The organism is Streptomyces sp. FXJ1.172 (genome assembly GCF_001636945.3).
Lineage (GTDB): Bacteria > Actinomycetota > Actinomycetes > Streptomycetales > Streptomycetaceae > Streptomyces.
In genome coordinates this window covers 9,201,711-9,225,318 of sequence record NZ_CP119133.2, presented here as the reverse complement: position 1 = coordinate 9,225,318, position 23,608 = coordinate 9,201,711, and the positions used below count along the sequence as shown (strand labels likewise).

Below are 23,608 nucleotides of genomic sequence, written 5' to 3'. Positions count from 1 at the left end.
GCGTGACGAGCATCGACAACCCGCTGCCCGTCGACCGGGACACACTCTTCGTGCTGGGCTCGGTCACCAAGACGTACACGGCGACCGCGATCATGTACCTGGTCGAACAGGGGCGGGTCGAACTGGAGGCGCCAGTGCGCCGCTACGTTCCCGAACTCCGGCTCCCCGATGAGGACGCTGCCGCGCAGATCACCATCCTGAACCTGCTCAACCACACCGCCGGGCTGGACACCCGGATGGTCTTCGACAGCGGAGACGGAGACGACGCGCTGGCCCGCGAGGTGACCAACATGGCCGAGGTGGCGCTGATCGGCCCAGTCGGCGGCCGCGCCTCCTACAGCCAGCTCGGCTACAACCTGCTCGGCCGGGTCGTCGAGAACGTCACCGGCGAGACCTACGAGGCCGCCGTCGCCTCACTCGTCCTGGAACAGGCCGGCATGACCGACAGCGTTTTCACCGCCGGACAGGCCATCACCCGCCGGTTCGCCGTGGGCCACAACCTCAGCGAAGGGGCGCTCAAGGTCGCCCGCACTTGGAAGGACACGCGCGGCAACAACCCAGGCGGCGGCCTGGCGTCCTCGGTCTCCGACCAGTTGCGCTGGGCCCGGTTCCACCTCGGCGGCGGTGACCTGGCGCGGCGCATGCAGGAGCCGACGGTGGAGCTGCACGGCTCCACGCTCGGCGACGCCGTCGGCCTCGGCTGGTTCCTGCGCGACGTGGACGGCGTGCGCACCGTCGGGCACGGAGGATCGACCAACGGCCAGTTCGCCAACCTGCTGCTGGTCCCGGAGCGGGACTTCGCCGTCGTGGCGGCATCCAACGCCGGGCCTGACAACGGCCTGGAGTTCAACCAGGCCGTGCTCCGCTGGGCGCTCGAACACTACCTCGGCGTAGTCGAGCGCGACCCCGACCCGCTCCCATACGACCCGCAGCGCGCCCAGGAGATCACCGGGCACTACGAGAACGAATTCATGACGCTGATCATCGACACCGACGGCGACACGATGACGGTCGAATGCCGAATCAAGCCGGAGATCCGCACGGCGGCCGACAGGGAACTGCCGGCGGACCTGCCGCCGGCCAGCCTCGGCCTGCTCCCCGGGAGCGGCGACGAGTACATCGTCACCGGCGGCGGCCTGATCGGCCAGCGCGGTTTCCTCACCCGCGATACCGACGGCGCCATCATCGGGGCCGACATGGCCGGACGGTTCTTCAACCGGGTCTCCTCGACACCCTCCGAGTGACACCTTGGGAACCCCCGGAGAGCACCGCAGGCGAGGCTGGCACAGCTTCGCCCAGGTCCACAACATTTGACAATTACTCACGACTCCTACCAGCGCAGACTCAAAGATCTGCCGCTCGCTGGGCAGAGCGTCGTGATCCGTCTGACGGTCCGGCGCTTCATCTGCGGTACGGCCGAGTGCCCGCGCCGCACGTTCGCCGAGCCATTCGCGCAGCTGACCACCCCGTACGCACGCTTCACCACGCGGCTCGGCCACGTCCTGGAACGCGTCGGGCTCGCACTCGCTGGACGGGCAGGCGCCCGACTGACCGCCCAACTGGGCTTCTGTGTCGGACGGATGAACTTGCTGCGAAGGGTCATGGCCTTGCCCGACCCGCAGCCCAGCACGCCGCGCGTGCTGGGCGTGGACGATTTGTCGTGCAGACGGCCACCACCCACCCGACCAAGCTCGGTCAGCCCTTCACCCGCTGGTCCGTCCGCCAACTCGCTGCCTACCTGCGGAAAGTGCACGGCCGCGTCATCCGGATCAGCCGCGAGGCGGTACGGTGCCTGCTCGCCCGCCGCGGCGTCACCTTCCAGCGGACCAAGACGTGGAGGAGTCGCCCGACCCCGAGCGCGACGCCAAGCTGGACCACATTGAGGAGGTGATAGAGCGTTTCCCGGACCGTGTAATTGCGTTCGACGAGTTCGGACCGCTCGGCATCCGGCCCACCGCCGGGTCATGTTGGGCCGAGCAAGGCCGGCCCGAGCGGCATCCCGCGACCTACCACCGCACCCACGGAGTGCGCTACTTCCACGGTTGCTACTCGATGGGCGACGACACCCTGTGGGGCGTCAACCGCCGCAAGAAGGGTGCCTCGAACACTCTGGCCGCGCTGAAGTCGATCCGCGCCGCCCGGCCCGACCGCGCCTCGGTCTACGTGATCCTGGACAACCTGTCCGCCCACAAGGGCGCCGACAGCCGACATCCGCCGCTGGGCGAAGAAGAACAAGGTCGAGCTGTGCTTCACCCCGACTTATGCGTCCTGGGCCAATCCGATCGAGGCCCACTTCGGACCGCTGCAGCAGTTCACCGTTGCCAACTCCAACCACCGCAACCACACCGTCCAGACGCGCGCCCCGCACGGTTACCTGCGCTGGCGGAACAAGAACGCCCGCCATCCTGACGTGCTGGCCGCCCAACGGCGCGAGCGCGCCCGCATCCGTAGTGAGAAGGGCATCCGCTGGGGCGGGCGAGCCGTCGCCCGAGCAGCCTGACGGCCAGGTAGACATCACGGACGAGCGGCTACCAGTAGGTCAACGACGTAGATCTCTTCCACCACCTCAACAGGGAAAGTCTCCCGCAGTCGCCTGCGCTCCTCGGCAAGAAAGGCACGGTTTGCGGCCTGGCCGAGGACAAGGAACGCCGAGCGACTGCTGATATTGGCGAGGTGTGTGTCGAGAGAGACCCTGCGCTGCCAGCGGATCTGTCGACGCGTGACCCGCAAGCCGCTCAGCCCCGCAAGCCGGATGGCCTCGTTATCGTCGGGACGCACCGCGGAACGCGCGGGAACTCCGCAGTGGTGTGCGATGCGCTCGTGCTGGGCATGGATCCACGGCACGTCGAAGGCGGTGGTGTTCCACCAGATTGCCAGCGCGCCACCCGAGCACAGAACACGCAGCGCCTCCGGGACGGAACGGCTGGTATCGGTCCACTGCCATGACTGCGCGTACGTGATGAGGTCGTGCAAGGAATCGGCAAGCGGCAGGGCGTTACCGTCACCCCGGACGACCGGCACATCCGGGAGCACCCGACGAAACTCGACGGCCATCGCGTCACCGGGCTCGACGGCGATCACGTCAGCACCCCGCTCGCACAGGAGCCTGGTCGCAATTCCAGTGCCCGCACCGATGTCCGCGACGCGGACACCCTCCAGCGAACGGCCTATGAACTCCTCAACGGCGTCGGTCGTAGGCCGGTGGCAGGTGTCAACTGCCTTGCTGGGGGCTGAAGATGGCTGCTCGCCGTCCGTGTCCGTCTGCGCCGGGGCCGTTGGAGGATTACGCGGCCCGGTTCGACGACCTCTTCTTCAGCCTGGCCCAGCGGCGGGGCTTTCGCGAGTATCTGACTGGGCTGTTGGCGCCGCGGGAGCGGAACAAGACGATCACCTGCCTGGCGGGGGCGGAGCCGGTGGCGGGTGCGGGGATGCCGGGGGTGCAGCGGCTGCAGTTCTTCCTGTCCGAGTCGCCCTGGGAGGTCGAGCAGGTCAACGACCGGAGGCTCGAGCTGCTGCGTGAGGAGCCGGCGACGGCTCCGCACGACGGCGGGGTCATCGTGATCGACGACTCCGGAGACCGCAAGGACGGACGGCGACCGCGCACGTGGGCCGGCAGTGGCTGGGCCGCCTGGGAATGACGGACAACGGCGTCGTCACGGTGACCACGGTGTGGACCGACGGCCGCGTGTACTACCCGCTGCACGCGACTCCCTACACCCCGGCCCATCACTTCGCCCGCGGCCGCTTGGACCCGGCCTTCCGTACGAAACCGCAGCTGGCCGCTGCTCTCGCGGTTCGGGGGAAGGAAGCGGGCTTCGGCTGCCGGGCGGTGGTCGCCGACTGCGCCTACTCCGTGAGCGACGACTGGTACTGAGCTGACCCGGGTTTCGTAGAGTCCGGTGATCTTGTTTCAGGCGGGCTGCTGGGTGACTTCCTGTTGTCGCCACCAGTCGCGTTCGTACTCGGCGGGCGGTACGTAGTCGAGGGCGGAGTGAAGCCGTTCCTCGTTGTACCAGGTGACCCACTGGAAGATCGCTCGCTCGACCTGGTCGACGTCCCGCCACGGTCCTTGCATCTCGATCAGCTCGGCCTTGAAGGTGCCGTTCAGCGCCTCGGCCATCGCGTTGTCATACGAGTCCGCGACCGAACCGACGGACGCGGCGGCCCCGACCTCGGCGAGCCGGTCGGTGTAGCGAATCGACACATATTGCGACCCTCTGTCGCTGTGATGGATCAGCCCAGAGTCCCTCTTGATCCGGCGTCTCCACAGGGCCATCTCCAGGGCGTCCAGCGGGAGTTCGGTCCGCATGTGGTTCGCGACCTGCCAGCCGACGATCATCCGCGAGTACACGTCCAGGACGAACGCCACGTACGCCCATCCGGACCAGGTGCGGACATACGTCATGTCCGCCACCCAAAGCTGGTCGGGACGGGAGGCGGTGAATTCGCGGTCGACCAGGTCCGGCAGTCTGGGAGCCGACGGCTCGGGGACTGTGGTCCGCCGGCGCTGACCGCGAATGACGCCCTCCAGGCCCAGGTCACGCATCAGCCGCTCGACGGTGCAGCGGGCCACGAGGAGGCCCTTGCGCCGCAGCGCGCGGGTGATCCGGCGGACACCATAGGTGCCGCCGGACTCGGCATGGACCTGTTCGATCAGCGGCATGAGCTGCTCGTCACGCAGCCGGCGGGCCGACTTCGGCCGCTTCTTGCGCGCGTAGTACGCCGACTCCGACAGCCCCAGCACCCGGCAGGCGAACCCGACCCCGAGACCCTTGTGCTTGAGGTGCTCGATCACCTGGTCGGCCTCGTCCGGGGACGGTCGAGTTCGGCTGCAAAAAACGCGCTCGCGGCTTTGAGGATCTCATTCGCCCGCCTCAACTCCGCTACTTCTTTGCGGAGTTGCTTCAGCTCTTCGTGCTCGGCGGTGGTCAGCCGGTCGCCGCGTTCGCCGGCGTCCGCCTCGGCCTGGCGGACCCAGCCGCGCAGGGCCTCCTTGTGGATGCCCAGATCCCTGGCGACGTGGGCGATCGGCCGGCCCGTGGTGCGGACCTCGCGGACAGCCCGCTCACGGAGCTCGTCCGGGTATTTGCGTGGTGCTGGCACTGCTCGTGGTTCTCCTTCGGGCCAGGATCATAAGCCTGGCTTCAGGGACTCCACGAATCCGGGGTCAGCTCAGTACCTCGCGCTGCGTGAGGCCGGCCTGGCCTACGTGGTCGCGCTCAAGCCGCACCGCGGCACCTGGGCCCGGGCCGACCAGCCGCACACTCCCATCGAAGCCGCCCACGCCCTGGCCTGGAAGGATGCCAGGCGTCCTGGCGACTGGACGGCTGTGGAGCGTCACTTCCGCGACGGGCACACCGAGACCTGGTGGGCCGCCGATGCCCGCCTGGGCGGCTACGGACCCGACTCACCCTGCCGGCTGGTCGTGGCCACCACCGACCCGGTCGGCCTGCCGGAGAAGGCCACCTGGTACCTGGCCACCAGCCTGCCCCACCCCGACGCACCCCACGCCACCACCAGCCCCCGCCCGCCGGCCGACCTCGCCGAGATCATCCGCCTCTACGGCTTGCGGTCATGGATCGAGCAGAGCTACAAACACATCAAGGACGAACTCGGCTGAGCCGACGTCCAAGTCCGTTCCGACCGAGCCATCCGCCGCCACCAAACCCTGGTCAACTGCGCCTTCTCCTTCTGCTGGGGCCAATGGTTCGCCCCACCCGGACCCCTGGACGCCACCGCGCCCGACCCGTGCCCCGACGAGGGGCCAGAGAGGGGGCCCAGTCTTACCCCACCAGCCCCAACAGCCTTGCTGGCCCAGGGCCTTACGGGCCATCCGTTCCTGGCTCACTCCAGCCGTCACCCTCAACCGATGGTGGCAGCCTGGACGGACACCGACCCACACTCCGAACTCCAGGCCCTGATCGACGCGGTCGCCAACGGACACGGCATTGGCCTCTACCTCCGGATTTGACGAACTACCAGTAGCGGCGCGGGGGTACGGCAGTGAGGCGAACGGCTACACCCGACCAGTGCCCCCAACCGCATAGCACATGGCCTATTACTGCTCAACCGGTGTAGTTGGGCATCGCTGACAGAAAAGCACTCACTTCTGCGGCCTCGGCCGGCTTGAACGCGCGCTTCGGAACTGGGACAACCATCCGCTTCGTGAGGTAGAGAAGGAAGAACTCCGAAGTTTCCGCCAGCTTGGCGAAGCGAAGCCACGCCACCTCTGAGGTACTGCCCGGCTTCCTGAAGACGGCCTTGTCCTCGGTGAAGTCCACCTCCATCGGTCCGGGAGCTCGGACCTGGGCCTTCGCGATGGACCGCTTCGCACGCAGGGTGAACTGCAGGGAAAAGAGGACGCCGAATGTGACTGCGGCAGCACCGAAGAGCGTCTGTCCCAGCGCGATCTCGCCTATGCCGCCGATCAGCACAACCGTGCAGCACGTCCACCACAAGCGGCGTCTGGACCGCATGCCGGCCTTGAGGCCTCTGTAGCTCTCGTCGACGTTCTGCTCGTAGGTGGTAGTGACGTTCATGAGCCCTCCCCAGTTGATCACTCGGCAGCGCATCATCTCAGCCAGGGGGACCGATCGATACTCGCACCCTCTAATCGCATAGGGGATGCAGTTCGCTGCCCGTGACCAGCGACTACACAGCCTGTTGGCACGGGTGCGGCACGGCAGGGATAGGGGCTATCACTCAGCGGGCTTGCTGGAGGTGCCTAGCTCCTCCACGACCAGGCCGCGGCCGATCTGCACGGCCCAGAAACCCACGCAGACACCACCCGTTCACCTTCGGGTGGTGCCTGCCTGACGCGCGCTGCTGTCGAGACTCAGGCCTTGTTGACCTTGGCCGCGCGTCCCGGTCCTTGGATCTGGAACGAGACGGTGTCCCCGGGATGGATCTCGTCGGGGTCGATCACGAGGTCGTCTACCGTGAAGTACAGCACGGGACCACCTTGGTCGTTCTTGATGCTTCCCTCGCCCGGGTCCGCATTCCACTCATGGATCTTGCCTTGGTCCATGGCTGTGTCTCCTTGGCTTGATGGGGGGGCGAGCTCCGGTCGCATGCCGGGCTCGCTCCCAGCGAACGCGAAACCGCGTGCGTCAGCGACCGCTGTGCGTCGAACAGGTGACGACGGTCGCCAGCCCACCGACGGGCGTTCAGCGCTCCCATACCTCCGGGCCGCCACCGTGCCACTCGATCAGCGGCGAGTTCACCAGGTCCACCACATCCACCCCCTCCAGGCCGGCACGCTCCAGGAACACGCTCAGGTCATGCAGGCTGTATGCGGTTCCCAGCGTCTCGCTGCCGACCTGGATGCGACGGCCGCCACCCTCTCCGGGCGGGAACACGATCACGCGACGCTCAGCCATAGCCTCAGCCTCGCCCAACGGCAGGTGAGGCGCATTCGGGGGACGGCTGTCAGTGCGGCGGTTGCCCCACGGGGGTCGCGTTGTCGTCGTGGTGTCTTGTGGCCGAGCTACACCAGCTGGTGTAGCGTCGTAATCAGCAGTCGTGGTTCCGAAGTCCCGTTCGCCCGTGATCGCATCGCGGGCGTTTTTGCTGTTCAACGCCTCTCCGGACCAGGGCGATCACCTCAGGGACCCGCACGGTGCGGGACCCGATACGAGTCCCCTCGAAGGAGACAGGCACATGGCCAAGGGCACTGTGAAGTGGTTCAACGCGGAAAAGGGCTTCGGCTTCATCGAGCAGGAGGGTGGCGGCCCCGACGTCTTCGCCCACTACTCGAACATCGTCGCCCAGGGCTTCCGCGAGCTGCAGGAGGGCCAGAAGGTCGAGTTCGACGTTACGCAGGGCCAGAAGGGCCCGCAGGCAGAGAACATCCGCCCCCTGTAACGCCACACGCAAGAGGGCCCCAGCCGATGGGTACATCCCGGCTGGGGCTTCTTCGTTCCCGTCCGCCGGTTGCGCCTGCCGGGGCCGCCCTTCCTGTCAGCCCTCGCTCCGGACGATGAAGCCCCTCGCTGGCCTGGGCTCTTCCGGGTCACGCGAGTCCGGCTGCTGCGTGCGCTTCCTCGCACGACCAGATCCGCGTGCCGCGGGTCGGTCCACTCGGGCATGCGGCCTCCCTTCGTGCCCCCGCAGCCCAGACATTGATGTTGCTGTGTGGTCGTCCCCGACGGGGACGGGGGCGACCACGTCTCCAGCGGACGACCTCGCTCCCTGCTGGGCATACCGCTCTCCCCCGCTCTGACTGCTGCATGCTGACGAACGGACACTAGTGACCTGAGTCAGAGATTCTCTGTTGGGCGGCTGGTGTCGTTGGGGTGGTGTGACAGCTGGGGAGATGGTCGAGGTCCGGGAGGACCTGGAGGCGTTCACGGCGGCGTTGTTCGACGGGTTCTTCCGCGCTGACCAGCGGCGGTGGGGCCAGGTATACGTGCGTGGGCTGCGGCATCCCGGCCGAGGCCGCTGGCCGTCACCGGGTCCGGTATCGCAAAACGTCAGGTAAACGGGTGAAACTCTTGCCGACGGCTGCCCCCGTGACAGCCCGGTTTGTGCATCCGATTCGCTCGCCGCTCGTCGTCCTCGCCGTCGTCGGCGCCCGCCGCGTCGCGCAGCGGGCGCAGGCCGTACCGACGAGGACGGTGGTCCGGAAGCTGCAGCGGCGGCCCAGGCAGTCAACCGAGCCCGCCGGGTGACGGCGCTGGCGGGTCTGTGACGGTGGCCGGAGCAACCGTGCCAGTCCAGGACCATGGCGGTGGCATCGTCCGGCACTGGCCCACCCGCCGCACGGGTCGTGGACTGCGCCGGTCAGAGCACGGACGCTTTCCGTGAGTGTCCGCCGCAAAGTGGCGTGACGGCGAGCCGCACGTCAGGGCTGGACCTGGAGCGCCCAGGCCTCCGGCACGCCAAGGTCCTCGTACAGCCGCTGGCGCTGGCCGAGGCTGAGGGTGGTGGTGGCCGCGGCCAGGAGGCCGGCCTCCTGGCCCGGTACCGCCTCGACGACCCCCCGCGCGATCGCTGCCCGCACGGCTGGCGGCAGAGCGGGAAGCATCCGGCGAAGGTCGGTCAGAGCCTCCTCGGGGGTGCGGGAGCCACGGAAGGCGGCGAGGACGGCGTCCAGCTCCGTGTCGCCGGCGTACTGCCACAGTGCCGGCATGGCGACTGTCTCCTCAAGGTGAAGGTGCGCGAGGTAGGCGCTGATGACTTCGTTCAAGGCGAGGTAGAGGGCGTGCTGGGCCTCCGGCAGGGCATCAGCGGGGGTGCCAGGGAGCGAGCGTGCCTGCTCGTCGAGTGTGGTGAAGGCGGCGTCGAGGCGTATGTGCTCGGCGTCCAGTGCGTCGGCTGCCTCGGGGGCGCGCTCACGCAGGAGCTGGTGGATGAAGGTGTCCTCGTGGTCGGCGTGCTCACGCAATTCCTGGGTCATGGCCAGGCAGCGCTCCGCCTGCTCGGCGGCGGCGCCGCTGTGAGTGATGTCCGCGGCGCCGAGTTCGGTGGCGAGGGTGAACAGCCGCGCACGCTGTCCCATGTGGACGTTCCGGTAGAGGTCGATCTTGGGCATGGTCTGTCCTTCGGGTGGCCGATCCAGTACGATGACAACACATTGTCTTTCTAGCAACATGTTGTCAAGTGAAGGAGTGTGCGATGCCGGACGAGGCAGCCCTGCTGATCGCCGACGTCTTCGAGGCAGCCGGCGCCCTGCGCCGGCTAGGTGAGCAGACCGCCGCAGCGGAAGGCCTCACCCAGGCCCGATGGCAGGTCCTCAGCGCCGCCTCCGAAGACCCGCTCACCGTCCCCCAGGCCGCACGCCGCCTCGGCGTCAGCCGCCAGAACGTCCAGCGCGTCGCCAACGACCTCGTGTCCTTCCGGCTCGCCTCCTACGAGCCCAACCCGGACCACCGCGGCTCCCCCCTGCTCACCCTCACGCCCCGCGGCAGGGAGTCACTCGCCCGCGTCACCGCCAGGGCCGAACAACTGCACCGCACCCTCTTCGCGGCGATCCCCGACGAGGAGATCCACGCCACCAGGACATCGCTGCGGCGCCTGCTGGCCGAACTCGACCGCCACGAAGGAGAAGCAGGCAAGCGCTAGCGAGACACCTCGGCGAGGAGGGTGCGAAGGGCGATGACGCGGTAGCCGCGGGCGGCGATCGCGTCGAGGATCCGTGGCAGTGCCTTCGCGTCGATCACCTCGCCCTGGCCCTCGGTTGTACCGACGCGCATCTGCACGATCGCCCCTGAGCACAGGGCGTCCAGCGCCCGGCGCGGACGGAGGGGCCGGGGGCAGGCCGGAGGTCAGCGGGCCCGGGTCACGGTGACGGGAACGTCCGGGCAGCTGCTGAGGAACTCCGCGAGCGCGGCCTGTTCGCCGGCGTCGACGCTCAGGCCCCAGCGGGTCATGCCAGCCCAACTCCCCTGCCCCCGCTGTGAACAGGACTGGGGCCGCCCGTACCGTTTCAAGGCCGGACGTCCTTCCTGTTGTGCGCCGAGTGCGACTTCCTGTGGCGGCCCGACGAAGCCGTCACGGTAGCTCGGGCACATTTCCCGATGACGTCGTCGCGGCACGCCTCGGGCTGGAAGGCAACCCGTGGAGCGATCGTTTCTGGGCCGACGTCATCGAGCCGACGCCCGGCTTCCGTCGTTGAGCACGTCGCACCACAACCGCACCAGATCGAGCGGGGAGCAGCGGGGAACCACGGTGAAGGAGGCCCAGCCTGACACGGTCACGAACCGCCCGTTCACCCAGTTCAGCGCCCGAACCGCTTCCCAATGCTCGCAGCTTCCCAAGCTGAGGGCGCGAGTTCGATTCTCGTCACCCGCTCCAGAGAGAAACCCCAGGTCAGCGGCCTGGGGTTTACTTGTTGTCTGATCCAATTCGAGGGCGGCGGGCCCGGTGTCAGTCGTCGATTGCCTGGTAGACGGTGGTCCAGAAGTCGTGAATGAGCCGTGCCGGGTCCGGGGTGGACAGCCCGACCTGGGTGAGCAAGACTCCTGTGAGTTGGTTGTGCGGGTCGGCGTATGCCGTGGTGCCGGTTCCGCCATCCCAGCCGAACTGGCCGAGGGGTGCGTAGTCGCTGCGGTAGGCGCGCACGGCCATCCCGAAACCCCAACCGCCGTGCTGTCCCTGGCCGAAGCTCAGATGGACGTTGTCACGGGCCAGGGCGGTGCGGGCGGCGTTCTGCTCGGGTGTGAGGCGGTTGGTGGTCATCAGCTCCACCGCGGGCCGGGACAGGATCCGCTCGCCCTCGTGCGTGCCGTGGTCGAGCAGCATCCGGAGGTAGGCGTGGTAGTCGTCCACGGTGGAGACCAGCCCGCCGCCGCCTGAGGGGAACGCCGGCGGTCGGCTCCACCGTCCTCCCTCAGCCTCGTCCCACACCTGGAACCCCCCGGTCGCCTCGGGGAAGTAGACAGGCGGCAGCCTGTCGATCTTGTCGGCGGGCACGTGGAAGCCGGTGTCCTTCATCCCCAGCGGTTCGAGGACTCGCTCGCGCAGGAACGACTCGAACGGCCGGCCCGTGACCCTCGCGACGAGCACGCCGAGCAGGTCGCTTGCCAGGTCGTACTGCCACCGCTGTCCGGGCTGGTACGACAGCGGCAGCTCGCCGAGGCGGCGCATCCACTCATCCGGCTCGGGCGCCGGCCCCGCATCGGGGTCGTAGTTGGACCGCTCAAGGACGGCGGTCATGATCGGGGAGCCCATCAACGTCAGGTCGACGCCGAGCCCGAACGTGGAGGTCAGCACGTCGCGCACGGTGATGGGCCGCTGCGCGGGCACGGTGTCTTCCAGCGGGCCGTCGGCCCGCTTCAACACCTGACGGTCGGCGAGTTCGGGCAGCCACTGATCTATCGGGTCGTCGAGCCGCAGCCTGCATTCGTCCAGCAGGACCATCGCCGCCGCCATCGTGACCGGCTTGGAGACGGAGGCCATCCGGAAGATCGTGTCCCGGCGCATCGGCGCGCCGCCGTCATGGCGCATCGTCCCGATCGCCTCCACATGTGTCTGGTCGCCCCGGCTGACCAGGGCGACCAGCCCTGGGATCTTCCCGGACTCGACGTGCCGCGCGAGCATGTCGTGCAGTCTGCTCAGCCCTGTCTGGGAGAAGCCGCTGCGCCGGCCGGTCAGGGTTGTGGACATGGTGGTGCTCCTTTGAGGGAACGGACGGATATGGGCCGCCTCGCCCGAGGGGCTCGTCCTCGGGCGAGGCGGCCTTGTTTCGGGGATCGGATTACCGACGGCCGAGCCGGTCGGTCGGTGCTGGTCAGAGGCTGTGGGCGGTGATGTCGCCGTCGGAGGTGGTGGCGTGGATGACGAGCTGGTCAGCGCCGCCTCCGGCAGACTTGAGGGAGTTGCGGATCCGGCCGTGGGAGGTGCCGGCGTCCAGGGAGGCCGACACGCCGGCGGCGGCGCCGACCGAGATGTTGCCGGCGTCGGTGCGCAGCGTGACGGAGCCGCGGACGGCCTCGGTGATGCTGATGTCACCCTTGCTGGTGCGGATCTCGGCAGGGCCGGTGACGCGGCCGACCGTTACATCACCGGCAACCGTGGTCAGGCGTGCGCTGGCGGCCTCATCGAGGTCGATCGAGCCGTGCTCGCCGGCGACGGTTACGTTGCCGAACCGGCCGACAGCCCGCAGTTCGACGCTGGCCGCCTTCACCTCGACATGGGATCCGGCGGGCAGCTGGACGGTCGCCTCGATGGCACCGGTGGGCCCGAAGTACTGGTTCTTGGCCGGGCCCTGGATCCGAAGGACGCCGTCGGTGCAGTCGACCGTGGTCTGCTCTGCCGCTTTGACGTCGCGGCTCTTGGTGGAGTCCGCGGGGGCGATCTCCACTGCGGTGTCGGCGCGGTCGGTGGCCGTGAACCGGACGTTGCCGGCGGGTACGGCAAGGACGGCGGTGATCGAGACGGGGGTGGTGAACGTTGGCATGACGGTGCTCTCCTGACGGTTCGTCACGGATCCGTGCTGGTGGACGGACCTTGTCGAGGTTGATGCGGTCGGTGGTCTGAGCGGTGAAGCCAGGGTCGAAGGTTGCGCTGACGCCAGGGGTCACCGTGCTGACGTGTCCGCTGGCATGGAGAGGTGTGCTTCGTTCAGGTCGGGCCGGTCGAGGGGATCGCGCCCGCGGGTGATTCGGCCCTGGTGGGTAGGACCCGGTTGGGGGCAGCCGAGCCGGTCGGCGATCACCTCCAGTACCTGCCTCAGGTCGCGTGCCATGCGGGCGTACAGACCGATCTCGGCGATCCCGGCCGCAAAGCCCGGATGCCCGGGAAGAACCCGCACGACGCGATGGGTCACCCGGGTGCCCGCGGGGCAGGCGGTGGCGTGGTGGACTCCGGCGTACCAGCTCTGCACCGCCACTCTTGCGTGGGCCCGGTCCACCTGGATCTCCACCGGCTCCACCGGCCCGGCAAGCTCCGCGCGGTAGGCGTCGGCGCCGGGCGCGGCTACGACGGTCATCGCCCCCCGCTGCGCTGCCGAGGCTCTGGCCAGGATCAGCAGGTTGTCATCGCCCACCCGCCCCTCGGCGACGGCGAGCAGGAGAGCGGCGACCGCTTCAACGGGCGCAGCGAGCGTCCCGTGCACGTCCCAGCGGGTGGGCAGCGCGTCCAGTTCAGTGAGCAGAGATGGCCTGGTGTCCATGGGGGGAAGCCTCACCGCCGCGGCCCGTCCCCGACCACTCATTCCCTGCTGCCCGGGACGCGGGACATCCCACCGAGACCCGGCTGACCTGCGTCGTCGCTCCCCCCCCGGACGGTCGTGGTGCAGGTGTCCCGGGACGGGACGGGACACCTGGTTCAGGGACGGGACAACTGGGCCAGGGTCGAACGCGCCTCCGGTACCAGGTAGTCGATGCCGTTGGCGGTGGCGATCTCCAGCGCCGCCCGCAAGTGCCGCGCCGCGGCGTCGGTCGAGATCGCCCTCCGCGGCCATCAGCGCGCGGGCCGCCTCCAGCTGGGGTACCGCCTCGCCCATCCGGCCGACGCGCATCAGCGCGGCCCCCAGCAGGTACCGGTGCGAGGCGAGCATACGGCGGTCGCCGAGCCGTTCCGCGGCGGGCAAGCTGGCCTCAAGTCCCCGGATCAGGCGTGCCACTCCGCCGCGCCGGGCTTCGGAGAGCAGGGCGAGCTGCCCGAGTCCGACCGCGAGCGCGTCGATACGCAGTTCCACCGCGAGCGCGAAGGCAGCCGTGAGGTTGGCCCACTCGGCGTTCATCCAGTCGACGGCTGTGTCGTAGACGGAAAGGTCGGGAAGCGCGGGGGGCGGCTGCTCGACGACGACCGGCAGCAGGATGAGCACCTCGACCCGCTGCTTCACAGCGAGCAGGCCGCTCAGGTACTAGTCGCCCAGACCGGCGATCGCCGGCACGGGATCGGCCGCGGCCGCCTCGGCGCGGGCGGCCTGCCGCAGCAGGTCGTGCATCCGGTAGCGGCCGGCCGCCGGCTCCTGGAGCAGATGGACATCCACCAGGTCCTCCAGCAGGGCGCGGGCGTTGGCCAGCGGGATCCCGGCCAGAGCGGCAGCGCCGTAGGCGTCGATGTCGTCGCCAGGCACCAGCCCCAGCAACCCGAACATCCGCCGCTGGGCGGCGTCGAGCTGACGCAGCGACATCCCGAAGACGTCCGCGACGGCCAGCTCGCCCTCGCGCAGCCGCTCCACCAGAGTGTCGAGGGTCCATGAGGGCCGGTGCCGCAACCGCGCCGCGGCCACCCGGATGGCCAGCGGAAGGTTTCCGCAGCGGCGCAGCACCTCGCCGACGTCACCGGGCCGGGTTCCGCCCGCGGACGCGACGAACAGCCGCGCCGCCTCCTGGGGCGGCAGGACGTCGAGGGACAGCGGCCGGGCGCCGTCCAGGTGCACCATCCTGCGGCGGCTGGTGATCACGGCGAAGCTCCGGCCGGCGCCGGGGAGCAGGTCGCGTACGTGGTCGGCGTCGACGGCGTTGTCCAGCACGACGATCGCGCGCCGTGTGGCGAGCTCGGACCGCCACAGTGCGGCCCGTTCGGCAACCCCTTCGGGAATCCCGCCGGGCGGGAGCCCGAGTGCGGCCAGCAGCACACGCAGCGCCTCCGCGGGCTCGACCGGTTCCCGGCCCGGGGTGAAGCCGTGCAGGTCCAGATAGAGCTGGCCGCCGGGGAAGTCGGCGGTCAGCAGGTGCGCGGCGTGCACGGCCAGCGCGGACTTACCCACCCCTCCCATGCCGTCGATCGCCACCACCGTCGCCTCCCGCGCGGCGGCGAGGAGTTCGGCCAGCTCGTCGCGGCGCCCGGTGAACGCGGTGATGTCGTGCGGCAGGTCGTTGCGTACCGCCGGAACCGGGGTTGCGGCGCCGTCGGCCCGGGGCGCGTCCTTGGCCCGCTCCCACATCTCGCCCAGCGGCCTGGGGTCCCGTCCGGCGACCCTGCACAGCGCCACCACCACCGGCCACGGCGCGACGGCCTGGCCGGAGAAGTAGCGCGACAGCGAGGAGCTGCTGACATTGATCTCCTGCGCCAGTTCGCGCAGGCTCCGCCCGGTCCGGTCGCGCAGCTGCCCGAAGGCTGCCCGCCAACTCCTCGCTCACCCTTGCCTCCCCCTATCTCTTGGTTCATCTGTCGATCACCGAAGACAGTGAAGTATGCCGGGGCCGATGAGGGCCGACTCCCCCTGTTGGGGTGGGGGCAACTTCCTTGCGGACCGGCCAGAGAGACAGCCGGTGAACGCTCCCTGTGTGGGCGGGAATGACCCCACGAGTTGGCCGGCATCTCCAAGGAACGATCCCCGCGTGGGCCGGGGCCTCTTCACTGCGGCCTGCACCACAGCGGACGGGGCAACAGGCCCCGCCGTCCACCTCGACGAGGCACTGGCCGCGATCCGCGGCTGGACCACTCGACAGTGCGACACTTCGCCCGTGCCCAGAGCCTGGACGAACTCCTGGTCAAGGCCGTCAACCGCACCTCGATCCTGGACCCGCACAAGCCCTAAGAGAGGCGCTCGGGCACGACGGGCCGCACCGCCTGGGTGGTCGCCGCCGCGGTGGGCCTGGCGCCGTCATCACCGGCACCTGCATGTGCGTGTGCCACGCCGCGCCCCCGCGATCCGTGTGCGGCTCAGGGCGTCCGGAGCGTCGCCAGATAGGTGGACACCAGTGTGCGGGCCCAGTCGGCGGAGGCGGGCTCGGGGGTGAAAATGGCGCGGTAGTAGAGCGGGCCGAGGAGGAAGTCCGCCGCGGTCTCCACGTCGAGTGCCGTCCCCCCGCGGTCCTGTTCGCGCCGGATGATCGCGCCGAGCTGGCGGTGGCGGTCCTCGACGCAGGCGCAGCCGCCTGCCGGGCCGGAGCCGATCGTCGCCCGCATGAGGGCAAGCGTGTCCGGGTCGGCGACGTCGGTGGCCACGTCGGCGAGCCAGCGCTCGAGGTCGCCGGCGAGGGAGCCGGAATCGGGAACGACCAGGTCGTCGGTGAAGCGGCTGGTGGCGACGTCGTTGAGTAGCTGGGCGGTGGACCCCCAGCGCCGGTACAGGGTGGTGGGGTGCACGCCGGCGCGCGCGGCCACGGCGGGCAGGGTCAGTGTCTCCGCTTCCTCCTCGGCGAGGAGTTCTGCGACGGCGCGATGGACGGCCGCCCGCACCTTCGCGGAGCGGCCGCCGGGACGTACCTGGGTCAACGAGTCAGCCATGGGGAAATTATCGCACCGATCGTTGCGTTAGTGGTAGCGTCCTAAACGCATCGATCACTGCTTTTGGAGTCGCGTCGTGTCCGGTCCCGCCCCGTCCAAGCTCCAGCCCTCCCTGCCGCCCACCGACCGGGCGGCACCACCGGAGGAGAGGCGACGACGGCTGAGCCGTCCCGTCGCCTTCGCCTCCCTCGCGGTCGTCTTCGTGCTGTTCATGGCCGCCTCCAGCGCACCCTCCCCGCTCTATGTCGTCTACCAGCAGGAATGGCACTTCTCCGCCACCACCCTTACCACGGTCTTCGCCGTCTACGTGCTCGGCATGATCGGGGCGCTGCTCATCCTCGGCGCCCTCTCCGACCACCTCGGCCGCCGTCCGGTCCTGCTCTCCGCGATCGCCCTCGAAGCGGTCTCGATGGTCCTGTTCCTCACCGCGGGCAACGTCGGCCTGCTGCTGACGGCACGCTTCATCCAGGGCATCGCCACCGGGGCCGCCATGACCACGCTCGGCGCCGCACTGTCCGACCTCAACCCCGCGCACGCCCCGCACCGGGCTGGCCTCGTCACGGGCACCGCGCCCACCCTGGGACTCGGACTGGGCTCGCTCGGATGCGGGCTCCTCATCGAGTACGGGCCGCACCCCACCCGCCTCGTCTACATGCTGCTGCTCCTCGCCCTCGTGGTGGCCGGCGCCCTCCTGTCGGCCCTGCCCGAGACCTCGCTGCGCCGCCCGGGCGCCGCCCGCTCGCTCCAGCCCCGCCTGAGGGTCGCCCCCCACCTGCGGGCCGACTTGCTGAGCCTGGTCCCGATCCTCATCGCGAGCTGGGCGCTCGGCGGCCTCTACCTCTCGCTCGGCCCGTCCGTCGCCGTCGGCCTGTTCGGTCTCTCCAGCCACGTCGTCGGCGGACTCGTGGTCACCCTGCTCACCGGCCCGGCCTTCCTCACCGCCCTCGCCCTGCGCGGCTGGCCCGTCGGACGGACCCTCGCCGTCAGCGCGACCCTGCTCCTCGTCGGCACGGCCGTCGCCCTGACCGGTGTGGAGGAGCACTCCCTGACCGCGGCCGCCCTCGGAACCGCGATCGCAGGCGTCGGCTTCGGCGGCTCCGCCCTCGCCAGCTTCGGCACCCTGGCCCGGATAGCCCGCCCCGCCGAACGCAGCGAGCTGCTCTCCGTTGCCTTCGTCATCTCCTACCTGGCCTTCAGCATCCCGGCCGTGATCGCCGGCATCGCCGCCACGCACGCCGGACTGCAGGACACGTTCGTCACCTACGCGGCGACGGTCGCCGCCCTCTGCGCCCTCGCCCTGCTCGCCCAGCACCTGCGCGCGACCCGCACCCCCGCCACCGGAGGCGTTCCCCAGGTGTGAGGAACCGCCCGGGAACCGGTCGCCACGGCCCGCTCGAGGCCGCGGCGACCGCGGTGCGTCGGACGCTCGGCTGCCGTCCGCCCGGTCCCAGCCCGGCCGAACGATTACAGGCGTGGCAGACACGTTGTTTCGGCGATGCATGTGCACTTGGTCTTCGTGACGAGTACCGGCGCGGGGTGTTCAACGACGAGATGCTGACACGCTGCGAAGAGATCATGCGCAAGGTGTGCGAGGACTTCGAAGCGGAACTGAAGGAGTTCAACGGCGAACGCGATCATGTCCACCTCCCGGTGCACCACCCGCGCAAGGTCGCCGTCCCGAAGCTGGTCAACAGCCTCAAGGGTGTATCCGCCCGCCGGATACGGCAGGAGTTCACCGGCCGGATCAACCGCGCCACCATGCACGGACACCTGTGGTCGCCCTCGTATTTCTCTGCGTCGTGCGGCGGAGCACCCTTGGCAATCGTCCGCCACTACATCGAACAGCAAAAACGTCCGCTCTAACGTGCACGTCAGAGCAGCCTTGAGATGCATTCATCCCCGGCGTGAAGACCGGGGCCTTCTGCAAGAGTCCCGGTAACCCAGCTGGTGACGGTGCTTGAGACAGAGCATGCGCAGCAGCGTCTCCACTGGCACCGACGGCCGCCCCAGCCGCTCGGCGAACACCGCCCGCCACGGGGCGATGAACCGCTCGTCGTCCAAGAACGCATCGACCATGCCCAGTTCGGCAGGTAACTGCCGCGCCTGCTCCGGCAACATCTCCCACCAGGCGTCCTGCACTCCCGAGACACGTAACAACGTCCCACTCCTGGTCGCGACGACCCGCCTCCACTGTCGCGGCCATGGGCCCGGCCCTCACCAGCTCTCCCCGGAGGACAACCCAGAGCCGGACAGAGCGCGAGCATGGGGCCCAGCTGGTCGATGATCCTGTTCGCGGCCGGCTTCGAGATGCCGAACAGCGGGACGAGCTGACGCAGCGTCAAGTTGGTACGCCAGTAGGCCGCGACCAGCAGCACCCGGTCCTCCAACGGTAGACTCCACGGCCGTCCTCTTCGGACCGCGTCCGCGCCTTCACGGCGCACCATGCTCACCAACTTGTCGAAGCAGCGCGGGTTCAGCCCGGTGAACGGGGCTATCCAGGACGACTCCGACGCCATGATCACACCAGTCACGATCGAGATCATCCCGCAGCATGGCGACTATGAGATCCCATCAGGCAGATCTACCAGCCGAAGCCTCTCCAATGCCTTCCCCTGGCCTACCGCTCACGAAGTCCCACCGGACGGTTGAACGTCTCCGTAGATGCGAAAGCCGTGAAACCTGCGGTGTGGGAGTGCGGCGTAGAACTCTTCTGCGGTGTCCGTGACCAGGTCCATGCGCATGGCTCCGCAGCGGCGAAGAGTCTCCTGAACCAGACAGCGGCCGATACCTTCGCGACGGCGATCGTGAGCCGTGGCAAGCAGTGACAGGTGTGCCTGTGCGACACCATCGGTCAGGGCTTGCGCAAAGCCGACAACTCGTGTGCCTTCAACCGCGACGAGCGCGACCACGCCCGGTGCCGTCAGGCTGGCCTTGGCCCGCTCGGGGTTGGCAGAGAAGGTGGACCACCCCTCACTACGACACAGGTCGAGGACTCCAGAGAGGTGAGCAGGATCGAAGAGGACGACGTCGGCCATGAGCGCGATTGTCCTCCTGCGGCGGCCTGCCCAATATCGGGACACCCTTGGGCATCGCGTACGTCCTGACCGGCAGTGCGCGGCCGTAGCTCTGACTGTTCAGTTTGCTGAACGGCTCGGGGTGGGGTGCGTCAGCGTTTGATGCGACCGCGGATGGCCAGGGCGCCGAGAGCGAGGAGGGTGGGTTCCAGGAGGCGGGAGGTCATTTCGACGTAGGTGCCGGCGGTGGTGAGGTTTTGCCCGGAGGAGCGAAAGACCACGGAGTTCACGGCGACGCGGGTCGCTTTCTCTGCGCGGCCCCAGGTTATGCGCTGTGACCATGTGCCGTGCAGGGCGGGGTCGGGGGTGCTGGTGCTGAGGTTGATCTTGCTGCCGTGGAGGGTCCCGGTGGTGGCGGGGTCGGGGTCATGGGTGGGCAGGCCGACGCTCATGAGGAGCAGCACGGTCAGCGACATCGCGGCGAGCAGCCAGGTGAAGGCGCGGGAGGCGCGCAAGCCGTACCCCGACAGCAGCCAGTAGCCCCATAGCAAGCGGCGTTCACCCTTCGGGGTGCCGGTGCGGTCGTGGCGGCGCATCTCGCACTCGCCGTAATAGAAGTCGGCGGCGCCGGGTTCGTTCTTGCCGTCCTCGAAGGCTTTGCGGAGCTGCCGGTACAGGGCGGCGACGTCCTCGGGGTCGGGGGTGAAGCCGCGGTCGGGGTGGTTTGGGCCGGGACGCCACTGGCGGGACGAGAGGGTGTGGCCTGGAGATGGTGCGGGCCGGTCGGCGGTCTGCGCGCGCCAATGATGTTCCTCGGCCAGGGCGCGTCGGCGTGTCCATCGCGTCAGTCGTATCCCGCGGCGGTGCCAGCCGGTCGGCGTGGGCGCGAAGGTGGTGCGGCCTTCCAGGCTGATCTGGTCAAGGTGGAAGGCTCCGGAGAACAGGCAGTCGGTCAGGTCGGTGTCGGTCAGGACCAAATGGGCGGCATCCACTCCCTGCACCGAGACAACCTGTACCCGGTCGCGGCAGCCTGACAGCAGGCTCTCGTCCACGGTGTTCCCGCGACTGGAGGTGAATGGGGCCGGGTGGGCGGTGACCGCTACAGGCGCCGACAGCACCGCATGCCCGAGGTGTGTCACCGCGTAGCGAAGGCGTACCGTCGCGGTCGACTCCCACCGAGTCCGCTCGCAGCGCACTCCACGCGCCGCAATCTCCAGCGTCACCGGCACCTCAAACACAGCACCAGACAGATTCACCTCTCCCGCGCACACGAGCGGCCCCAATCCCGAAGCCACCGCGAACCGCGCCTTCCCGAAGCCGGCGTGGCCGGAGAACTGGGCCCCGTCGAATCCGGCGGTGCCGCAGAACTGGGTCCCGCGAAACCCGGCGTCGCCGGAGAACCGCACGCCGTCGAACCCGGCGGTGCCGGAGAACTGTGCTCTGCTGAACCAGGCGTGGCCGGAGAACTGGGCATCACGGAACCCGACGTCACCGGAGAACTGAGCCCCACGGAACTCGGCGTCACCGGAGATACGCGCCCCGCGAAACCAGGCGGGACCCAAGAACTGAGCCCCACGGAACCCGGCGTCACCAGAGAACCGCACGTTGTCGAAGCCAGCGATGCCGGAGAAGTGCGCCCCGCCGAACCCGGCATGGCCGGAGAACTGCGCCTCGACCAACTTGGCGTCACCGGAGAACCGTGCTCCGCCGAACCGGGCGTCACCAAAGAACCGCGCTCCGCGAAACCAGGCGGGGCCTAAGAACTGGGCTCCGTCGAATCCGGCGTCGCCCGAGAAGTGCACCCCGCCGAACCAGGCGGGGCCGGAAAACTGGGCTCCTCGAAACTCGGCGCAGCCGGAGAAGTGCGCCCCGCCGAACCTGGCAGCCTCGGAGAACTGCGCCTCGTCCAACTTGGCGGTGGCCACATGGGGTTTTCCGGTAGTGGGGTCGCGGAGCGCACTTAGGAGCTGGCCTAGCAGATCTTCGGTGAAAGGGGTGCCGCGGTGGTCGATGTCGGCGCCGGGTGTGAGTCCAGCCAGGTAGGTGTCACGCTCGGTGTCGGACAGGTGGGCAAGGCATGCGGTGCGGCCGGGCACATGGATGCCGCGGCAGCCGACGGGATCGGCGGCGGGGGCCGCGCCGTGTGCGCAGTGCGGCCAGGACGGTGGCGGGGGAACGGGGGCCGAGGGTGTGCTCATGGCGTGGCGGCTCCGCTGTCCTTTGCTGTTTCCGGGTCTCGTTCAGGCTGGACGCATAGTCGGGCTAGGTCAGTTCCTCTCGGATTGGAATGGGACGGTGTCCGGGCGCGGGTGCAGAACTCGGTGAGTCTCGGGCCTGGTTCGACCAGGCGGCAATAGCACCTCAGCCCGCCGCGAGACCAGCGCCCAGTCCCGTTGTCGCGCTGCAGCATCTGGTGGCCGCCACCGCCAGGCCGTGGTCATCGAGCCGGGCAAGCTCCGCCACGGTGTAGTGGCCCCAGCGTCGGCGGCCACCGCCCGGCGCAGGCGCAGGCCCATCGCGGCGGCCGCCGCGAACAGTGCGCCGCCGAGCACCAGGCCGCCGTGGGACCGGGTCCACGCGTTCTTCCGACGCTGGCGTGACCACGGTGTGATCCGGGAGTTCCGCGACCGGCTCCGCCGCAGGGTCCGCGAGCGGGCTGGGCGGGATTCGGAGCCGAGCGCGGGCGTGATCGACCCCCAGTCGGTCAAGGCAGACGCCGTCGTCGGATCCGGCAGCCGCGGCTTCGACGGCGGCAAGCTGATCAACGGGCGCATGCGGCACGTCGTGGTCGACACCCTCGGCCTGTTGCTCACGGTGACGGTCACCGCGGCCGATGTCGGCGACCGCGCCGCCGTCCAGGTCCTTCTCGCCCAGTCACCGCCGCGCACCACCTTCCGGCCCTGGTCTGGGCCGACGGCGGCCACACCGGCAGCCTCGTCGAGCATGGCCTCGCCGCCCTCACCCCGGTGCTGGCGATCGTCAAGCGCAGCAACGACATGCGGCTTCGTCGTGCTGCCCAAGCGCTGGATCGTCGAGCGGTTCTTCGCCCACCTGATGCAAAGTCGCCGTCCCCTGCGCGCCTTCGAGCGATCCACCAGCAGCGCGGAGGCGATGGTCTGCTGGTCGATGACGATGCTCATGACCCGCCGCCTTGCCCGGTCACGCCCTTCGCGAGAGTCAACCGTTCCGGCGCCGACTCGACGAGCCAGCCTCGAGCCACCAGCCGCTTCGCCTTCGACCGCAGTGTTTCCATCCTGCCTGGCACCGGGTCCAGGCCGAAGCATGCAGCCATCTCCTGGCACTGCGTTCACCGCCGCCCGCGATCTGTTCCTCTTCGCCAGCTCTGGGGAAAGCCGTGGGATGGCGGGCGGCCGGAGAGCGAAGCTGCGAGAAGGCCGCAGGTATGGATCGCGAGCACCGGCCACGGCAAGGGCCCGCCCGGCGCGAACCCGCCGACGGCGGGACGAACGAGCGCCACCACGGCAGCACCGAGGCTGCACAGCACGAACGCCGGCGACCACCCTCCACCAGCTCCCAGGCCCGTCGACGGAAGCCAATGCGGCCGCTGCTCCCACATCACGATCGCGGCGAGCGGCACCTGTACTGCCGTCAGGAGAGCGATCCAGGCGGCGCGCAGGGCCCACCACTGCACCGACCCGATCGTCGGCTGTGGCAACACCCCTGCGGGGTGGAGCGATGCCGGCCATCACGGTCTCCGGCACCATGTGTCACAGGTAGAGCGTCATGACCACGTGGTTGAGGTGGCAGGCGTCTGCCGCCAGAAGCAATGAGAGGCCAGCCGCCGCAGCGCCGGTTCGGCCGTGAGCACCAGCCCGATCTGGACGGCGGCGAACGCCGGCAGTGCGATCGACGGCGGGACGGTGTTCTTCATCCGCACGCCCGCACGTGGCCGTGGTAGCCGGTGCCCTGCGGGCCATCGGGGTCGGAGTGGGCGGCCCTACGGAACA

18 protein-coding genes and 9 pseudogenes are annotated in these 23,608 nt (G+C 69.3%); 10 read left to right on the top strand and 17 right to left on the bottom strand.

The window, feature by feature from the left end; all coding sequences use genetic code 11:
- The first annotated feature begins 2 nt into the window (after positions 1 to 2).
- Entirely contained in the window at positions 3 to 1,244 is a 1,242-nt protein-coding gene (locus A6P39_RS41710) for a serine hydrolase domain-containing protein (protein ID WP_067045475.1), read from the top strand.
- A gap of 161 nt (positions 1,245 to 1,405) precedes the next feature.
- A pseudogene (locus tag A6P39_RS41700) lies at positions 1,406 to 2,500 on the top strand (IS630 family transposase).
- Positions 2,501 to 2,514: 14 nt separating this feature from the next.
- Here the strand turns inward: A6P39_RS41700 and A6P39_RS41695 are convergent.
- Positions 2,515 to 3,189, bottom strand: a pseudogene (locus A6P39_RS41695) (class I SAM-dependent methyltransferase); the annotation flags it as partial.
- A 47-nt stretch (positions 3,190 to 3,236) separates the two neighbouring features.
- Here A6P39_RS41695 and A6P39_RS41690 point away from each other — a divergent pair.
- Positions 3,237 to 3,871 (top strand): annotated as a pseudogene (locus tag A6P39_RS41690) (IS701 family transposase); the annotation flags it as partial.
- Positions 3,872 to 3,910: 39 nt separating this feature from the next.
- Here the strand turns inward: A6P39_RS41690 and A6P39_RS41685 are convergent.
- A protein-coding gene (locus tag A6P39_RS41685; protein ID WP_443053040.1) for an IS3 family transposase occupies positions 3,911 to 5,103 on the bottom strand; the annotation gives its coding sequence in 2 pieces (ribosomal slippage) (positions 3,911 to 4,809 and positions 4,809 to 5,103; 1,194 coding nt in all).
- Positions 5,104 to 5,176: 73 nt separating this feature from the next.
- On the opposite strand from A6P39_RS41685, the pseudogene A6P39_RS45715 reads away from it, so the two are divergent.
- Positions 5,177 to 5,985: pseudogene (locus A6P39_RS45715) on the top strand (IS701 family transposase); the annotation flags it as partial.
- Positions 5,986 to 6,065: 80 nt separating this feature from the next.
- Here A6P39_RS45715 and A6P39_RS41675 read toward each other — a convergent pair.
- The 3 genes from A6P39_RS41675 to A6P39_RS41665 form a co-directional block, all read right to left on the bottom strand.
- Complete coding sequence (locus A6P39_RS41675) at positions 6,066 to 6,539, bottom strand: YcxB family protein (RefSeq protein WP_067045487.1); 474 nt, start codon at positions 6,537 to 6,539, stop codon at positions 6,066 to 6,068.
- Between the two features lie 296 nt (positions 6,540 to 6,835).
- On the bottom strand, positions 6,836 to 7,027 hold the full coding sequence (locus A6P39_RS41670; RefSeq protein ID WP_067045490.1) for a hypothetical protein: 192 nt from the start codon (positions 7,025 to 7,027) through the stop codon (positions 6,836 to 6,838).
- A 139-nt stretch (positions 7,028 to 7,166) separates the two neighbouring features.
- The gene (locus A6P39_RS41665) at positions 7,167 to 7,379 is read right to left on the bottom strand and encodes a hypothetical protein (protein WP_067045493.1); all 213 of its coding nucleotides are present in this window, start codon (positions 7,377 to 7,379) and stop codon (positions 7,167 to 7,169) included.
- Between the two features lie 280 nt (positions 7,380 to 7,659).
- Here A6P39_RS41665 and A6P39_RS41660 point away from each other — a divergent pair, with 280 nt between their 5' ends.
- Both A6P39_RS41660 and A6P39_RS45710 read left to right on the top strand, forming a co-directional pair.
- Positions 7,660 to 7,863 carry a cold-shock protein gene (locus A6P39_RS41660; RefSeq protein ID WP_067045496.1) on the top strand — a complete coding sequence of 68 codons (204 nt, stop codon included), beginning with the start codon at positions 7,660 to 7,662 and terminating at the stop codon, positions 7,861 to 7,863.
- Between the two features lie 451 nt (positions 7,864 to 8,314).
- A pseudogene (locus A6P39_RS45710) lies at positions 8,315 to 8,452 on the top strand (IS701 family transposase); the annotation flags it as partial.
- Positions 8,453 to 8,842: 390 nt separating this feature from the next.
- Here the strand turns inward: A6P39_RS45710 and A6P39_RS41655 are convergent.
- Positions 8,843 to 9,532: a hemerythrin domain-containing protein gene (locus tag A6P39_RS41655; protein WP_079133356.1), complete on the bottom strand. Its 690-nt coding sequence runs from the start codon at positions 9,530 to 9,532 to the stop codon at positions 8,843 to 8,845.
- Positions 9,533 to 9,615: 83 nt separating this feature from the next.
- Here A6P39_RS41655 and A6P39_RS41650 point away from each other — a divergent pair, with 83 nt between their 5' ends.
- Positions 9,616 to 10,062, top strand: coding sequence for a MarR family winged helix-turn-helix transcriptional regulator (locus A6P39_RS41650; protein WP_067045501.1), 447 nt, complete (start codon positions 9,616 to 9,618; stop codon positions 10,060 to 10,062).
- Here A6P39_RS41650 and A6P39_RS41645 read toward each other — a convergent pair.
- From A6P39_RS41645 to A6P39_RS41620, 6 genes are all read right to left on the bottom strand, one after another.
- Positions 10,059 to 10,193, bottom strand: coding sequence for a hypothetical protein (locus A6P39_RS41645; RefSeq protein WP_267893311.1), 135 nt, complete (start codon positions 10,191 to 10,193; stop codon positions 10,059 to 10,061). The two genes, A6P39_RS41650 and A6P39_RS41645, sit on opposite strands and share 4 nt — an antisense overlap.
- A gap of 673 nt (positions 10,194 to 10,866) precedes the next feature.
- Positions 10,867 to 12,105 (bottom strand): serine hydrolase domain-containing protein, encoded by a 1,239-nt coding sequence (locus A6P39_RS41640; RefSeq protein WP_067045504.1) that lies wholly within the window; start codon positions 12,103 to 12,105, stop codon positions 10,867 to 10,869.
- 124 nt (positions 12,106 to 12,229) lie between these two features.
- On the bottom strand, positions 12,230 to 12,898 hold the full coding sequence (locus A6P39_RS41635) for a DUF4097 family beta strand repeat-containing protein (RefSeq protein WP_067045507.1): 669 nt from the start codon (positions 12,896 to 12,898) through the stop codon (positions 12,230 to 12,232).
- A 120-nt stretch (positions 12,899 to 13,018) separates the two neighbouring features.
- Entirely contained in the window at positions 13,019 to 14,287 is a 1,269-nt protein-coding gene (locus tag A6P39_RS41630; RefSeq protein ID WP_067045510.1) for a hypothetical protein, read from the bottom strand.
- A gap of 21 nt (positions 14,288 to 14,308) precedes the next feature.
- Positions 14,309 to 15,499, bottom strand: coding sequence for a helix-turn-helix domain-containing protein (locus tag A6P39_RS41625; protein ID WP_267893313.1), 1,191 nt, complete (start codon positions 15,497 to 15,499; stop codon positions 14,309 to 14,311).
- A gap of 560 nt (positions 15,500 to 16,059) precedes the next feature.
- Positions 16,060 to 16,626, bottom strand: coding sequence for a TetR-like C-terminal domain-containing protein (locus A6P39_RS41620; protein WP_067045516.1), 567 nt, complete (start codon positions 16,624 to 16,626; stop codon positions 16,060 to 16,062).
- Between the two features lie 76 nt (positions 16,627 to 16,702).
- Here A6P39_RS41620 and A6P39_RS41615 point away from each other — a divergent pair, with 76 nt between their 5' ends.
- Both A6P39_RS41615 and tnpA read left to right on the top strand, forming a co-directional pair.
- A complete protein-coding gene (locus tag A6P39_RS41615) occupies positions 16,703 to 17,986 on the top strand; it encodes an MFS transporter (protein WP_067045519.1) in 1,284 nt (427 codons plus the stop codon).
- Between the two features lie 135 nt (positions 17,987 to 18,121).
- Positions 18,122 to 18,489, top strand: a pseudogene (tnpA, locus tag A6P39_RS41610) (IS200/IS605 family transposase).
- 42 nt (positions 18,490 to 18,531) lie between these two features.
- Here tnpA and A6P39_RS41605 read toward each other — a convergent pair.
- From A6P39_RS41605 to A6P39_RS41590, 4 genes and pseudogenes are all read right to left on the bottom strand, one after another.
- Positions 18,532 to 18,783 (bottom strand): annotated as a pseudogene (locus tag A6P39_RS41605) (ISNCY family transposase); the annotation flags it as partial.
- 89 nt (positions 18,784 to 18,872) lie between these two features.
- Positions 18,873 to 19,157, bottom strand: a pseudogene (locus A6P39_RS41600) (helix-turn-helix domain-containing protein); the annotation flags it as partial.
- Between the two features lie 93 nt (positions 19,158 to 19,250).
- Complete coding sequence (locus A6P39_RS41595; protein ID WP_079133358.1) at positions 19,251 to 19,661, bottom strand: GNAT family N-acetyltransferase; 411 nt, start codon at positions 19,659 to 19,661, stop codon at positions 19,251 to 19,253.
- Positions 19,662 to 19,792: 131 nt separating this feature from the next.
- A complete protein-coding gene (locus tag A6P39_RS41590) occupies positions 19,793 to 21,736 on the bottom strand; it encodes a pentapeptide repeat-containing protein (RefSeq protein ID WP_331454188.1) in 1,944 nt (647 codons plus the stop codon).
- Between the two features lie 337 nt (positions 21,737 to 22,073).
- Between A6P39_RS41590 and A6P39_RS45705 the strand changes: the two are divergent.
- Positions 22,074 to 22,466: pseudogene (locus A6P39_RS45705) on the top strand (hypothetical protein); the annotation flags it as partial.
- Positions 22,467 to 23,382: 916 nt separating this feature from the next.
- Here A6P39_RS45705 and A6P39_RS41580 read toward each other — a convergent pair.
- Positions 23,383 to 23,532, bottom strand: coding sequence for a hypothetical protein (locus A6P39_RS41580; protein WP_159396037.1), 150 nt, complete (start codon positions 23,530 to 23,532; stop codon positions 23,383 to 23,385).
- Positions 23,533 to 23,608: the final 76 nt, after the last annotated feature.